The organism is Geopsychrobacter electrodiphilus DSM 16401, assembly GCF_000384395.1.
GTDB classification, from domain to species: Bacteria; Desulfobacterota; Desulfuromonadia; order Desulfuromonadales; family Geopsychrobacteraceae; genus Geopsychrobacter; species Geopsychrobacter electrodiphilus.
In genome coordinates, this window is sequence record NZ_ARWE01000001.1 from 2,775,766 (window position 1) to 2,789,585 (window position 13,820).

Genomic DNA, 13,820 nt, shown 5'->3' on the forward strand with positions numbered 1-13,820 from the left:
ACCTCTCACAGAATGTCATCATTCCGAGATCCGCACCTCATCACCGACGACCTTTTCCAGATCCTCGATGATCTTGCCGATCCGCTGATGCTTGGTCTTGAGGCTGGCGCGATTCACGATCAGGCGGCTGGTGATTTCAGCGATAGTTTCGACTTCAACCATACCATTCGCCTTGAGCGTGCCGCCGGTCGAGACCAGGTCGACAATCCGCTCCGAAAGACCGACCAGCGGGGCCAATTCAATCGACCCGTAGAGTTTAATCAGTTCGACCTGCACCCCCTTTTGAGCAAAATAACGTTCGGTGATGTTGGGATATTTGGTCGCCACCCGAATGTTTGACCAGTTGAGCGGGTTATCCTCCGCCTGCAAATTCTTCGGTTCCGCCACCACCAACCGGCAGTAACCGAACTTCATATCGACCGGTTCATAGAGGTCCTTCCCCTGCTCAAGCAGGGTGTCCTTACCGACGACCCCGATATCGGCACAACCGTATTCAACATAGGTCGGTACGTCAGTCGCGCGAACAGCCATGAAGCGTAATTTCAACTCAGGGTTTTCAAAGACCAACTTGCGACTCTTCTCATGCATCTCGGGGCAGGTGATCCCGATCTGCGCAAAAAGCTCCATGGAATCTTCGAGTATGCGCCCTTTCGGCAGGGCAAAGGTGATCCAGTCATTCATGAGTATTATTCCTTACTTCGGTCGCCCTGCTTATTCAGGAACCCGGGCGATACAAGCACCGAGTTTCGCCAATTTTGCTTCGATCCGTTCATAACCGCGATCGAGATGATAGATGCGGGACACCTCGGTCGTATTTTCCGCGGCGAGACCGGCCAGAATCAGACAGGCGCTCGCGCGCAGATCGGTCGCCATCACCGGCGCGCCGTGCAACTGTTTAACCCCATGGATAGTCGCACTATGGCCATCAATACTGATATCGGCACCCAAACGCTGCAGCTCACAGACATGCATGAAGCGATTTTCAAAAACATTTTCCGAGACCCGGCTGGTGCCATCGGCCAGGGACATCATCGCCATGAACTGGGCCTGCATATCGGTGGGGAAGCCGGGAAAAGCCGAGGTTCGGATATCAACCGGCATCAACCGGTCGGGGCCAATGACGCGCAAGCCGTCCTGAGTTGCATCAATATGCGCGCCGGCCTCGGTCATTTTTTTCAACAAGGCCTCCTGATCCCGCTGCCGTGCACCACGCACCAGCACATTGCCGCGAGTCATGGCGGCGGCAATCATGAAGGTACCTGCCTCAATCCGATCCGGCATCACCGATATTTTCAACGGTTGTAAAGAACTGACCCCTTCAATATGGATGCGTGCAGTACCGGCGCCCTCGATTTTGGCACCCATAGAGATCAACGCTTCAGCGAGCTGCACAATTTCAGGTTCGCGCGCAGCGTTTTCAATGATCGATTCGCCTTCGGCCAGGGCGGTCGCCATCAGCAGATTTTCGGTACCTCCAACCGTCGGCATATCAAAAATGATATGCGCCCCACGCAGGCGCTCGGCGCGCGCCTCAACATAGCCATGTTCCAGGGTGATCCTGGCCCCGAGGGCTTCGAAACCCTTCAGATGCTGATCGATCGGACGCGCACCAATGGCGCAGCCCCCCGGCAGACTGACCCGCGCATGACCACACCGCGCCAGCAGCGGCCCTAAGACCAGCACCGAGGCCCGCATGGTTCGCACCAGATCATAGGGCGCCTCGACACTCTGAATCGTGCGCGCATCCACCTGACAGCAGTCCTCAGCCCGCGCAGTCGGCGCACCCAGAATTTTCAAAAGGGACAGGGCCGTGTCAATATCACGTAAATCGGGGACATTGCAGATTTCACTCTGCCCCGCAGACAGTAAGGTGGCAAATAAAAGCGGCAGGACCGCATTTTTGGCTCCACTGATCTGAACTTCACCATTAAGCGGCAGGCCGCCCTTGATCACAATTTTATGCAAAAGGCTCTATCTCTCAGATACACATTTTTAAAACCTGCGCCGTCCACCGACGACACGCGGATTGCCGGCATAATCCTGCCGACAATAGATTTCGTTCAATCCTGCTTTCTGCAAAAGATCAAACACCGGCTGTTCCTGGGAACAACCGATTTCGCAGAGCAACCACCCGCCCGGCTTGAGAATTTTATCGACCTGTGCCGCCAGTAAACGATAGCAATCAAGGCCGTCGGCCCCGGCCAACAGCGCCTGCGACGGCTCATGATTGCGTACTTCCGGCATCAATGCTTCATATTCCGAGCTGCTGATGTAGGGCGGGTTGGAGACCACCAGATCGAAAGATCTTTCCGGTAGTTGAGCAAGGTCACCTAAAAGAAACCGGCAGCGCGACTCGAGCGTGTGGTTGTCGGCATTTCCTCTAGCAACCGCCAGCGCAGCGGCTGAGATATCGAATCCGGTAACCTGCCAGCGCACCTTTTCATACGCAAAGCTAAGGGCAATAGCGCCGCTCCCGGTCCCGATATCGAGCAGTTCTCCGACGTCATCAGCTTTTTTCAAGGCTTCTTCGACCAGAACTTCGGTATCGGCACGTGGAATCAAGACCGCCGGTGACACCTTGAACTCGAGGGACCAGAATTCAGTATTTCCCAGAATATATTGCAAGGGCTCCCGTTGCCCCCGGCGCTTGACCAACGGCCGGATCAGGCTTAACTCCTCAGGAGTCAGGGGTCGGTCGTAATTAAGGTAGACGCCGACCCGGTCCAGCTTCAGAACATGGGCAATCAGGAGTTCAGCATCAAGCCGTGGATTATCGATCCCCTTATCCTGGAAAAAACTGGTTGTCCAGCGCAACAACTTCAGCAGAGTCCAGGCATCAACGTCGCTCAAGCCGAACGCTCCTGCTGACTCAAGAGTGCCGCCTGATGATCAGTGATCAGGGCATCAATCACCTCACCGACATCACCCTGCATAATGGCATCAAGCCGATAGAGGGTCAAATTGATCCGGTGATCGGTGCAGCGGCCCTGGGGAAAATTGTAGGTCCGGATACGCTCGCTGCGATCGCCGCTGCCGACCTGGCTTTTGCGATCCGCCGCCATGACAGATTGTTGTTCCGCCAGCATTTTATCGTACAGACGTGACTGCAGTACCTTCATCGCCTTGGCCTTGTTTTTATGTTGCGATTTTTCATCCTGGCAGGAGACGACCAGCCCGGTCGGGATATGCGTCAAACGCACTGCTGATTCGGTTTTGTTGATATGCTGACCGCCCGCGCCCGAGGCCCGGAACAGATCAAGTCTGATATCGGCCGGGTTGATATCAACATCAACATCTTCAGCCTCTGGCAATACCGCCACGGTGCAGGCCGAGGTGTGAATTCGCCCCTGGGTTTCGGTCGCAGGGACACGTTGGACACGGTGGGTGCCACTTTCAAACTTGAGCCGCGAGTAGACATGATTCCCATTGATCAGCGCTATAACCTCTTTGAACCCGCCACCGTCTGTTTCGGAAAGACTGAGAATCTCAATTTTCCAGCCCTGGGCATCGGCATAACGCGAATACATCCGGAACAGATCAGCAGCAAACAAGGCCGCCTCATCACCGCCTGTCCCGGCACGAATTTCAAGGATACTATTGCGCTCATCGTTCGGGTCCTTCGGCAACAACAACAGACGCAGGTTGGCTTCGAGTTCTTCCTGTTGCGCTTCGAGCAGAGGCAACTCTTCACGCGCCATGGCTTTCATGTCAGGGTCCGGATCCAGCAATAATTCACGGTTCCCTGCGATTTCAGACAGGACCTGCTTGTAGAGGCCATAAACTCTGACCACCTCACTCAAGTCCGAATGTTCTCGGGTCAACTCGCGATAGCGCGACTGATTCGACATGACGCTCGGATCCGAGAGCAGGCCTTCGACTTCACGAAAACGATCAACGACATTTTCAAGATTATGAAACATAGGTCCCTTCGGGATCACCTCAAACCAAGTGTTTGAACTCGCCACGCACCTCATTTATCGCCCCGCAGGTCAATTCTCCCTCAGGACATGCCCCGCCGACACAACCCGGACCGGCCTTGGAAAACAGGATCGGGGCCAGGGGTTTAACCAGTTTGAGCATCTCTTTGGCCAGGCGCTGGATTTCCCATTGGGCACGCCGACAGCAACGCAGTTCAAAAAAGTGGAGCAATTCCCGGCCATTCATGGTCACCACAATCTTGGTCGTCGCCGCATTTGGCAGGATGAAACGCGCATCCTCTGCCGGAATCCCGGAGTCAAGCATCTCCACATAAAAGCCATGAATTTCACTCAGCAGCTGCTGGTAGCGTTGATTCAGCTCAGCGTGCTCCGCAATCGAATCAGGTGTCACTGCCGAAAAGCGTTTGCTATGAGAGACATAGCGCTGACTCTGTTGCGAATAACTGGCCAGACGATGCCGGACCAGCTGATGAGAACAGGCGCGACTGATCCCTTCAACCCCGAAGGAGAAGCTGACATGCTCAAGCACTGACAGATGGCCAAGCGAGGTGATCTTCTCGAGAAAGGCCTCCCGCTCGGTTCGGCTCTTCTCGAGCAATGCTTCGATCGAAGAATTCGAGTAGCACAAGCGCGCGGCAGCGGCGACCACCAGTTCAGGTTCTGGCGTATAAGTCAGTAATTCAATCTGCATAAAGAGTCACCCCGTAAAAAAATTCGCCCCGATTCTGCCATAGTCGGCGCGACACTCCAAGTAAAAGCCGGCCGGGAAGAGCTCCAAACAAAAAAAAACGGCCCCCGAAAGGGCCGTTGATTGCGTAGATGACGGGTTATTTCGTACCCGGTCCGTACTTGCGACGGAAACGCTCAATCCGACCAGCGGTGTCAATCAGCTTCTGCTTGCCGGTGTAAAACGGATGGCAAGCCGAGCAAATCTCGGTATGAATCTCATCGCAGGTCGTAGAACGGGTTTCAAAACTGTTGCCACAGTCACAACGAACCGTGATTTCTTCGTAAGCAGGATGAATTCCTTCTTTCATTTTCTTTCTCCTTGCAACCTGGCTTTGGTACAGGTCATGAGCTGAATCGACTTAAACAGAGCGGTCTTTTACCATCTAATTGAGCGACAAGCAAGCGTTTTCTGGCCAGGCCAAGTTCCCTCAGCGATTCATGGAATCGAGGAAGTCCTGATTGGTTTTTGATTCTCGCAGCTTATCAAGCATAAATTCCATACAATCGACCGAATTCATGGTCGACAACAATTTACGCAACAACCAGATTCGCTGCAAACTGGCCTCGGGGATCAAGAGGTCTTCCTTGCGGGTACCGGAGCGGTTAATATCGATCGCCGGGAAGGTCCGTTTATCGGAGAGTTTTCGATCAAGATGAACCTCCATATTACCAGTCCCTTTGAATTCTTCGAAGATAACCTCGTCCATCTTACTACCGGTGTCGATCAGGGCCGTTGCGATAATCGTCAGGCTGCCGCCCTCTTCAATATTTCGCGCGGCGCCGAAGAAACGCTTCGGTTTATGCAGCGCATGGGCATCGACACCACCCGAGAGTATTTTACCAGAGGAAGGGATAATCGTGTTGTAGGCCCGAGCCAGACGGGTAATCGAGTCGAGCAGGATCACGACATCGCGCTTGTGCTCGACCAGACGACGGGCTTTCTCGATGACCATTTCTGCGACCTGGACGTGGCGGTTGGCTGGTTCATCAAAGGTCGATGAGATGACTTCGCCCTTAACGCTGCGTTGCATATCGGTGACCTCTTCAGGTCGCTCATCAATCAGCAGGACAATCAGGTAGATTTCAGGATGGTTCTGGGTAATAGAGTTGGCGATATTCTGCATCAGCACCGTCTTGCCGGTACGCGGCGGAGCAACGATCAGGCCCCGCTGACCTTTGCCGATCGGAGAGCACAGGTCCATAACCCGTGCTGCCATATTGTCAGAGCTGGTCTCAAGAATAATGTGCTCTTCTGGATAGAGCGGTGTCAGGTTATCGAAGAAGGTCTTCTCCTTCATCTTCCCTGGATCTTCAAAATTGACCTCAGCAACTTTCAAAAGGGCAAAATAACGCTCTCCCTCTTTGGGCGGACGAATCTGACCCGCCACGGTATCACCGGTGCGCAGACCGAAGCGCCGAATCTGCGACGGAGAGACATAAATATCATCAGGACCGGGCAGGTAGTTGGCATCGGGTGCCCGTAAAAAACCGAACCCGTCAGGTAGAATTTCGAGCACACCCTCACCGGAAATCTCATTTTTCTGCTTGGCCGTCGCATTGAGAATGGAAAAGATCAGGTCCTGGCGACGTTGGCCACCGATATCCTCAACCTTCAGTTCTTTAGCAAGGCCAATCAAGTCAGACATCTTCCGGGTTTTGAGTTCTTTCAGGTTCATGCAGGGTCTCCACGGCCAAAACAGGGCCGATTCAGGGCAGCACCCTCCCCTTTGGGGGCTGCGGGTCAAAGGTCTTTAAAGAGATCGAAACGACTAAGTTTTATAGAAGGATATAGATATTTCGGTCAGGCTCTTGGTATCATCTGGCACAAATTTGCCGGTACATTAAATTAGGGATTTCAAAATTGATGCATCAGGGTAGAGTCAATCAAAGGGATTTGATTTCAGAATTCAAGGGGTGGGAATCAACCTGCCAGTCTCATCTGACGGGATCCGCGCTATCTTCAATACTTAGCTTGTACCCTCTTTTAAATTCTTAAGTCAACTGGAAAAACGAGGAAGTCTCTTTCTCTTCAAGATCTTCCAACTTGAATCCTTGCTCGCTAAGCAAACTGCGAATCCGCCGAAGCAACTCTTTGGGGAAAAACGGTTTGGTAATATAGTCGACAGCTCCGACCGAAAGTCCCTTCTCCCGTTCGTGCTGGCGAGCCACCGCTGTGAACATTGCGACCGGAATATCGCGCGTTCCGGACTGGGTCTTGAGCTTTTTACAGACCTCGAAGCCGTCCATGTCCTGCATATAGAGATCAAGCAGAATCAGGTCAGGTTTAAAGGTCAAGGCCAACTCCAACCCCTGTATCCCGCCAGAGGCGACCTCAAGATCAAAATGTTCGGTGAGCAACACCTGCACGAAGCGGCGAATTGCGGGTTCATCATCAATCAACAAAATACGCGGCCGCCGGCTGCGCACCGTTCCTTCCTCCGCTTCAAAGGGGGCTGGTTGCAGATCAAGCGGAAAAATCAGGTTGATACAACTACCAGGACACTCTAACCCAGATTCAGCTACAGTCCCTGGGCTCTCGGCCCAGACGAGTCCACCGTGGCCATGAACAATTCGCTTGACCAGAGCGAGACCGAGCCCAACCCCTCTTCCTCTGAATTTATTACCGCTGCTGTGTTCTTCGAGCTTCCCCGCAGCATAGAAACGATTAAAAATTCGCGGGAGATCGACATCAGAAATCCCGATGCCATTGTCACGGACCATGACCTGCAAAAAATCGCCCTGCCAGGACAGCGCATCAACCCCGTCGGGATAGAAGGGTTTCAGTTGAACCTCCGGCAGATTTTGGAAGCTGACCTGCTGGGTACAAACCTCAATTCGCCCACCATCTGCTGTATATTTAATGGCGTTCTCAAGAAGATCGGTAAACACCCTTCTCACCATGGCGGTATCGGCCAATAATGGCGGCCAGTCGGCCTCTGGTGCAAAGACCAGCTGGATATTCCGTTCCTTGAGAGCCCAGCTCAGCTCGAGATGAACCTCATGCAACAGCTGATAAAAACCTACCTTGTGCCGCCGCAGGCTGAACCCCTCGGCTTCGATCCGCACAATATCAAGCATGTCCTCAACAATATCGGAGAGCCGTTTAGCACCCTGCATCGAATAGTCGAGCAGCGTACTTTCATCGGAACTTAAGCGCTCGGGCAGACTTTCGTAGAGATATTCAAGAGATCCGAGAAGAAAGGTCAGCGGTGTACGCAATTCGTGAGAGGCGATGCCGATAAAATCACTCTTGATTCGATCAATCTCGCGCAGTTCTGCATTGACCTTCTCCTGTTCTGCCATTGCCACCTTAAGCTGCGCCTGTGATTCTTCGAGCGCCAGGGCCTTCTCTTCGAGGTCGCGGTGACTCTCCTGCAGTTTTTCATACAATCGGGAGCGTTCCAGATCACGCAACCGAACACCAGTCAAATCACGTGCCATCAGCAGCACTCCGGCCACGGCCTCCCCTTCCAGAATCGGGGCAAACAACAAAGCAAGCAGAACTTCTTTGCCGGAGGGCCAGAGATATCGGGTCTCTATTTCATGTGTATGTCCCTCAAGGGCATGGGCGAAGGCCGTTTCAATCTGTGGTATGGTCGTCAGGGGGAAAATATTTTCAAGTTTTTGGGTGAGGAGCTGCTCAGGAGGCGTTCCCAGAATGGTGCGGCATGACTTGTTGGCACGCAGGATCTCACCGGCGATCGAAAAAGAGACGATCGCTTCACTGACCGCCTCGAACAGGCTTTGAAAACGGGTCTCGGTGCGCTCTTGTTCAAGAATACGCTCACGCAACCGCGAACACTCTTCCTGTTCGGCACGACAGGGCTCAGTGTTGAGTTGTGAATGGGTGGGATCACTCACGAATCGGGTACCATTCTTTTTCCTGCAATTTGAATCGGGGGTCTCATACGAATCTGAAGACTCGTGCAAATCGGACAGAAGTATAGTCGCTGGGTTATTTTTCATAGCTCATCACCCACATTTCACTTTCAATGAAAAAAGGTCGGACTCAATGCCGAGGTCACCTTTTCGAGCCAGGCCTTAATCTGCACAGATGTCGATTCTTCCTGATCTTTACCCGTAGCAGTGAGGAGGGTTTTTTCTAATCCTGCGCGTCCGATAAATTTGAGCTTCACCGCATCGGACCGGTTGTAGAAGGCCTCATCAAAATCAGGATACTGCAACCTCAAAAGAATTTCAGCGTTTTGACCATCCATCTCCCAGAGGACACGCCCGTCAGCCGCCACCAGAGTAGCGGTGCCGACGATATCGTTGTAATCGGTCACCAGAGTCTCAAGTGTTTTACGCGACCAGCGTTTGTCATTATGCACCGCGCCCTGAAGAGTAAAAATTAACAGGCCGTCAACTACCGCTTTCTTGCACAGCTCAGCAAGATAAGGCAGGTTCAATTGATAACCTGCGGGATAGCCGAGCTCATCGACCCTCGCCTTGAGTAACAATTGTTCTGCCAGAAGCCGCGGAGGGTCATGGATCAGGCGAACATCAAAATAGCCTTTTTTCTTCCGCAGAGCATTAACCACGGATTCGCCCTGTCCAGCCGCGGCACGCCGCACCAACTCGAAAATTGCCTGCCTATCCGGGTGAAGAATCACTGAGCGACTATCAACCAGCAGGGGCAACACTCCCAGAGTCTTTATCTGCTGATGATATTGCTCCTTCGTCACATGATAAACACCGCCACCACCGCAACCAGAAAACACAAGACATAAGATCAACACCAGAATCCGCATAAAACCCCTTTCGTACTGTTGCGCGCCACATTATCTGAGCCGTATTCTGCAAACTATCCTTCACCGTAACAGAAGAACGCCAACAGCGAAAGCCAGTGAAGAGTATCTTAATAGCTAAACTGCAAGCCGGAAAGTTTAAGATTTGCTCTCGGAACTGCTGCCATCTCGAAATTCGCAACGGCCCATTCGAGGAGTCGTACGGCAGGAGCACCGCAGAGTTCTCGGGGGGGAGGTTGCCCCAGAAAAATCAATGCGAGACACATCATACTTGAACCATTTTCGCCCGTCACGCAACCAGCCTCACCCTGCCGCTTACTGATCTTTTCCCCTGCTTCATCGAGTAACAGGGGAAGATGGAAGTACTCCGGAGGAGACTCATGCAAACAGCGATAGAGAAAGATCTGGCGCGGGGTAGAGGTCAACAGATCGGCACCACGCACTACCTGGTCGATTCCAGCGTCAAGGTCATCGATCACCGTAGCCACCTGGTAGGCAAACAGGCCATCGGCACGAAATAGAACAAAGTCACCGACTTCGGTCTGAAGATTCTGGCGATAATCCCCCTGCAGACCGTCGTGGAAAGAGATTGTATTCGATGTCACCTTCAGCCGCTGGGCATATTGCGCTCGGGAAGTGGTGGGCTTCTCGCGGCAGGTTCCAGGATAGACAGGGCCTTCTTCCCCGGCATGCGGAGCACTGGCCAGAACCTCCTTTCGTGAGCAACTGCAGGGATAAATCAGACCGGACTCCCGCAACTGCCCCAAAACCTCGGCATAACGTTTATTGCGAAGACTCTGATATACCGGCGCTTCGTCCCAGGTAAAACCCAAGGTTTCAAGCAGTCGCAGAATCTCCGCGGCAGCACCGGGAACAACCCGTGGGCGGTCCAGATCATCAATCCGAAGCAGCCAGCGACGTCCACTGTTGCGCGCCAGAAGATAACTCCCCAGCGCCGCAATCAGCGAGCCCAGATGCAATGGCCCAGTCGGGCTCGGGGCAAAACGTCCAGCGCCTTTTTGAGATGAGGATGACATGTTATTCAGAACCGTCCAGAGAGAAAGATAGCAGGGATAATGCCGCCGGGCGCGAAAAACTGCAAGATCAGACCTTGCCTCAAAAGTCTAATTCTTCAGGTTAATTAGACGATTGACATCAAAGTTCAAAGCGTGTATTGCTAACTCTGCAAGTCAACAATTCGCATTAATCTGGCTAATGCCTGCCAAGGAGCTGCACTTTGGTCATCACCCGTGCTACTGAATATGCTATCCGCACCGTCATTTTTCTGGCAAAACAACCGCCGGGAGAAATTGTCCTTAAAAAGGATATCTGCCGCACCCAGGATGTAACTCCCGCATTTTTGACAAAAATTCTTCAGCCGTTGATTAAAGCGGGAATAGTCAGTTCTCAACGCGGCGTCGGCGGCGGTTTTTTGCTGGCGCGCGATCCTGACACCATCGACCTGCTGCAACTGCTTGAAGCAGAAGAGGGGCCCCTGACGCTAAACCACTGTCTGCTGGAGAAAGGACATTGTACGCGTGATACCTTTTGTGCGGCCCATCAGGTTTGGAGCGAAGTGCAATCCGAGATGGTCCGCGTACTGCGAAAGTACAGCATTTCCGAACTGGCCAGCAAAGATAAAACTTGAACTAAACCCCTTCCATTATAAATAATTTGTTTTAAATAAAGAGCGCCCTCCTGCAGACGTTGTCAGGGGGGCGCTCTCTTATTCGACTTCAAAAAACCCGGAGTAAAAATACCCTGGCAACCAGGAGGGTTAGGTCTGCCAGGGTAAAGCAGGGGGCTGCCACGGCCCCCTGTAAAAATCATGTCGCTCTTAACATCCATAATCAGATTAACAGCGAAATGATTCCTGTCAAACCCATCAACAAGCTTTCTTTTTTGATCAGCCAATCCGATCTTCGGGATAGGCGTGAATTTTATGAATACTGAGATCGGGTCCTGCAAACTCGTCTTCCTGCGTCATGCGTAGACCGAAACATTTATCGATCAGATAATAGACAACAAAACCGGTGACCAGTGCGTAGAACACGGCCAATAAACTCCCCGCCAACTGAGCCAGAAAGCTGACTCCACCGAGTCCTCCCAGGGCTTTAGCGCCAAAGATTCCAGCAGAGATGCCACCCCAGGTTCCGATCACTCCATGCAGAGGCCAGACCCCGAGAACGTCATCGATCTGCAATTTTTCCTGCTCAAAGGTATAACCGTAGACAAAGATCAGTGAGCCGATGCCTCCGACAAAAAAAGCCCCGATCGGATGCATCAGATCAGACCCGGCACAGATCGCAATCAGACCGGCCAGCGCACCATTGTGGACAAAGCCAGGATCATTGCGGCTGGCAACTTGGGCAAACAGCACCCCACCCACCATTGCCGCCAGGGAATTCACCGCGACAAGCCCGGAGATTCCGTTAAGTTTCTGAGCGCTCATGACGTTAAATCCGAACCAGCCGACCGCCAGAATCCAGCTCCCCAGGGCCAGAAACGGGATATTACTGACCGGAATGGCATGGCTTCGGCCGCGCACAAAGCGCCCCATGCGCGGACCCAGGATCAGCACCGCCGGCAGAGCCAACCAGCCCCCGATGGAGTGAACCACCACGCTACCGGCAAAATCATGAAACTGGGCACCAAGATTGCGTTCAAAGAAGGCTTGCAGTCCAGCACTGTTGCGCCCCCAGATAAGCGATTCAAAGACGGGGTAAGAAAAACCAACAAAAATTGCTCCGGCCACGACCTGGGGCCAGAATTTGGCGCGTTCAGCAATCCCCCCCGAAATGATCGCTGGGATACAGGCGGCAAAACAGAGCAGAAAAAAGAACCTCACCAGGCCATAACCTTGATTGTCTCCCATCAAGCTCGCAGCGGGCATGATGAAATTGATGCCGTAGGCGATCGGGTAACCGATCAAGAAGTAGACCACGGTCGAGACCGACCAGTCGGTAAGGATTTTTGAAAAAGCGTTAACCTGGCTTTTTTCACGCACACTGCCCACTTCAAGAAAGGCAAATCCTGCGTGCATGGCGAAGACCATCACCGCACCGAGCAGCAAAAAAAGAACATCCCCCCCTCTTTGCAAACCTGCAAGAGAAACTTCCATCGCTAAGACCTCCTCGTCTTATGACCACAGTATGAAGACCTCTTTGTCTTCTTTGGGTCAGCACGGCCGGTTACAATTGTTATGCCTAAATGGTCTTCTCTTTGTACTGGGCCTAGCTTGCGCATAAAGCTCGAGAGATTGCTTAATATACAGGCACGGCTGCTCAAAAGATGACCAGATATAACCAGCGCTTAATTGTCGCGCATTAAGTAGGTGTTATCAGAATCAATTCTTGACAAAATTAGTTGTGTAGACTATTTTTTTATCCACACGCGCAAATAGAAAACTTTCGGCAGGCACCTTTTCCGACCAATAAGGAGATCATCATGGCTCAGGTATTTAACGATAATTCTCTCAGCATTGGGCGCACCCCGCTGGTTCGACTTAATCGTGTCGTCCCCAAGGGTGGCGCCACCATTCTTGCAAAAATTGAAGGTCGCAACCCGGCCTACAGCGTCAAGTGCCGCATCGGTGCTGCCATGATCTGGGATGCTGAAGAGAAAGGGCTGCTCCGCCCCGGGATGGAGATTGTCGAACCGACCAGTGGCAATACAGGCATTGCTCTCGCTTTTGTAGCTGCGGCTCGGGCCATTCCGATCACCCTGACCATGCCCGAAACCATGAGCATCGAACGCCGCAAGGTACTGAAAGCCTTTGGCGCCAAGCTGTTGCTAACCCCGGGGTCAAAGGGGATGGGTGGCGCCATCGCCGCCGCCGAAGAACTGGCTGCCAGCGATCCCGAACGCTATCTCTTGATGCACCAATTTAAAAACCCGGCAAACCCGGCGATTCACGAACGGACTACCGGACCGGAAATCTGGGACGATACCGAAGGTAAAATCGATATCCTGGTCAGCGGCGTCGGTACCGGCGGCACTATCACCGGCATCTCGCGCTACATCAAACATACCCGGAAGAAAGCGATTCTTTCGGTCGCGGTCGAACCGACCCACAGTCCTGTCATCAGTCAGCATCTCGCCGGACAGGAATTAGTACCGGGCCCCCACAAGATTCAGGGGATCGGTGCCGGATTTATTCCGGAGACGCTTGACCTGTCGGTTGTCGACCAGGTTGAGCTGGTCAGCAATGATGAATCCATCGAGATGGCACGCCGCCTCGCCGTTGAAGAAGGGCTGCTATCAGGCATCAGCTGTGGGGCCGCGGTGGCAGTTGCCGTCCGCCTGGCGGGCTTGCCCGAAAACGCCGGCAAAACAATCGTAGTGATCCTCCCCGATTCGGGCGAACGCTACCTGTCGAGTGTGCTGTTCGAGGAGACCGCCTAAC

The 13,820-nt window shown here is 53.0% G+C and carries 13 protein-coding genes; 2 read left to right on the forward strand and 11 right to left on the reverse strand.

From position 1 onward, the window contains the following. Positions 1-18: 18 nt before the first annotated feature. The 10 genes from hisG to gluQRS all read right to left on the reverse strand — a co-directional run bounded on the left by hisG (position 19) and on the right by gluQRS (position 10,452). Entirely contained in the window at positions 19-681 is a 663-nt protein-coding gene (gene hisG, locus D888_RS0113215) for an ATP phosphoribosyltransferase (protein ID WP_020677035.1), read from the reverse strand. A gap of 30 nt (positions 682-711) precedes the next feature. After that, positions 712-1,965 carry a UDP-N-acetylglucosamine 1-carboxyvinyltransferase gene (murA, locus tag D888_RS0113220; RefSeq protein ID WP_020677036.1) on the reverse strand — a complete coding sequence of 418 codons (1,254 nt, stop codon included), beginning with the start codon at positions 1,963-1,965 and terminating at the stop codon, positions 712-714. 27 nt (positions 1,966-1,992) lie between these two features. Further along, a complete protein-coding gene (gene prmC / locus D888_RS0113225; RefSeq protein WP_020677037.1) occupies positions 1,993-2,850 on the reverse strand; it encodes a peptide chain release factor N(5)-glutamine methyltransferase in 858 nt (285 codons plus the stop codon). Next, positions 2,847-3,920 carry a peptide chain release factor 1 gene (prfA, locus tag D888_RS0113230; RefSeq protein WP_020677038.1) on the reverse strand — a complete coding sequence of 358 codons (1,074 nt, stop codon included), beginning with the start codon at positions 3,918-3,920 and terminating at the stop codon, positions 2,847-2,849. The genes prmC and prfA overlap by 4 nt, the downstream gene beginning before the upstream one ends. 19 nt (positions 3,921-3,939) lie before the next feature. Beyond that, positions 3,940-4,629 carry an FAD-dependent thymidylate synthase gene (gene thyX, locus D888_RS0113235; protein ID WP_020677039.1) on the reverse strand — a complete coding sequence of 230 codons (690 nt, stop codon included), beginning with the start codon at positions 4,627-4,629 and terminating at the stop codon, positions 3,940-3,942. A 136-nt stretch (positions 4,630-4,765) separates the two neighbouring features. Then, on the reverse strand, positions 4,766-4,975 hold the full coding sequence (gene rpmE, locus D888_RS0113240) for a 50S ribosomal protein L31 (RefSeq protein ID WP_020677040.1): 210 nt from the start codon (positions 4,973-4,975) through the stop codon (positions 4,766-4,768). Between the two features lie 120 nt (positions 4,976-5,095). After that, on the reverse strand, positions 5,096-6,343 hold the full coding sequence (gene rho / locus D888_RS0113245) for a transcription termination factor Rho (RefSeq protein ID WP_020677041.1): 1,248 nt from the start codon (positions 6,341-6,343) through the stop codon (positions 5,096-5,098). Between the two features lie 316 nt (positions 6,344-6,659). Continuing rightward, positions 6,660-8,528 (reverse strand): response regulator, encoded by a 1,869-nt coding sequence (locus D888_RS0113250; protein ID WP_020677042.1) that lies wholly within the window; start codon positions 8,526-8,528, stop codon positions 6,660-6,662. 128 nt (positions 8,529-8,656) lie between these two features. Beyond that, on the reverse strand, positions 8,657-9,418 hold the full coding sequence (locus D888_RS0113255; RefSeq protein ID WP_020677043.1) for a hypothetical protein: 762 nt from the start codon (positions 9,416-9,418) through the stop codon (positions 8,657-8,659). A 107-nt stretch (positions 9,419-9,525) separates the two neighbouring features. Then, complete coding sequence (gene gluQRS, locus D888_RS0113260) at positions 9,526-10,452, reverse strand: tRNA glutamyl-Q(34) synthetase GluQRS (RefSeq protein WP_026362385.1); 927 nt, start codon at positions 10,450-10,452, stop codon at positions 9,526-9,528. Positions 10,453-10,652: 200 nt separating this feature from the next. Between gluQRS and D888_RS0113265 the strand changes: the two genes are divergently transcribed. Further along, positions 10,653-11,063 (forward strand): RrF2 family transcriptional regulator, encoded by a 411-nt coding sequence (locus tag D888_RS0113265; protein ID WP_020677045.1) that lies wholly within the window; start codon positions 10,653-10,655, stop codon positions 11,061-11,063. Between the two features lie 258 nt (positions 11,064-11,321). On the opposite strand, the gene D888_RS0113270 is transcribed toward D888_RS0113265, so the two are convergent. Next, complete coding sequence (locus D888_RS0113270; protein ID WP_020677046.1) at positions 11,322-12,536, reverse strand: ammonium transporter; 1,215 nt, start codon at positions 12,534-12,536, stop codon at positions 11,322-11,324. Positions 12,537-12,862: 326 nt separating this feature from the next. On the opposite strand from D888_RS0113270, the gene cysK reads away from it, so the two are divergent. Then, positions 12,863-13,819, forward strand: a complete 957-nt coding sequence (gene cysK, locus D888_RS0113275) for a cysteine synthase A (RefSeq protein WP_020677047.1) — start codon at positions 12,863-12,865, stop codon at positions 13,817-13,819. Position 13,820 lies beyond the last annotated feature (1 nt).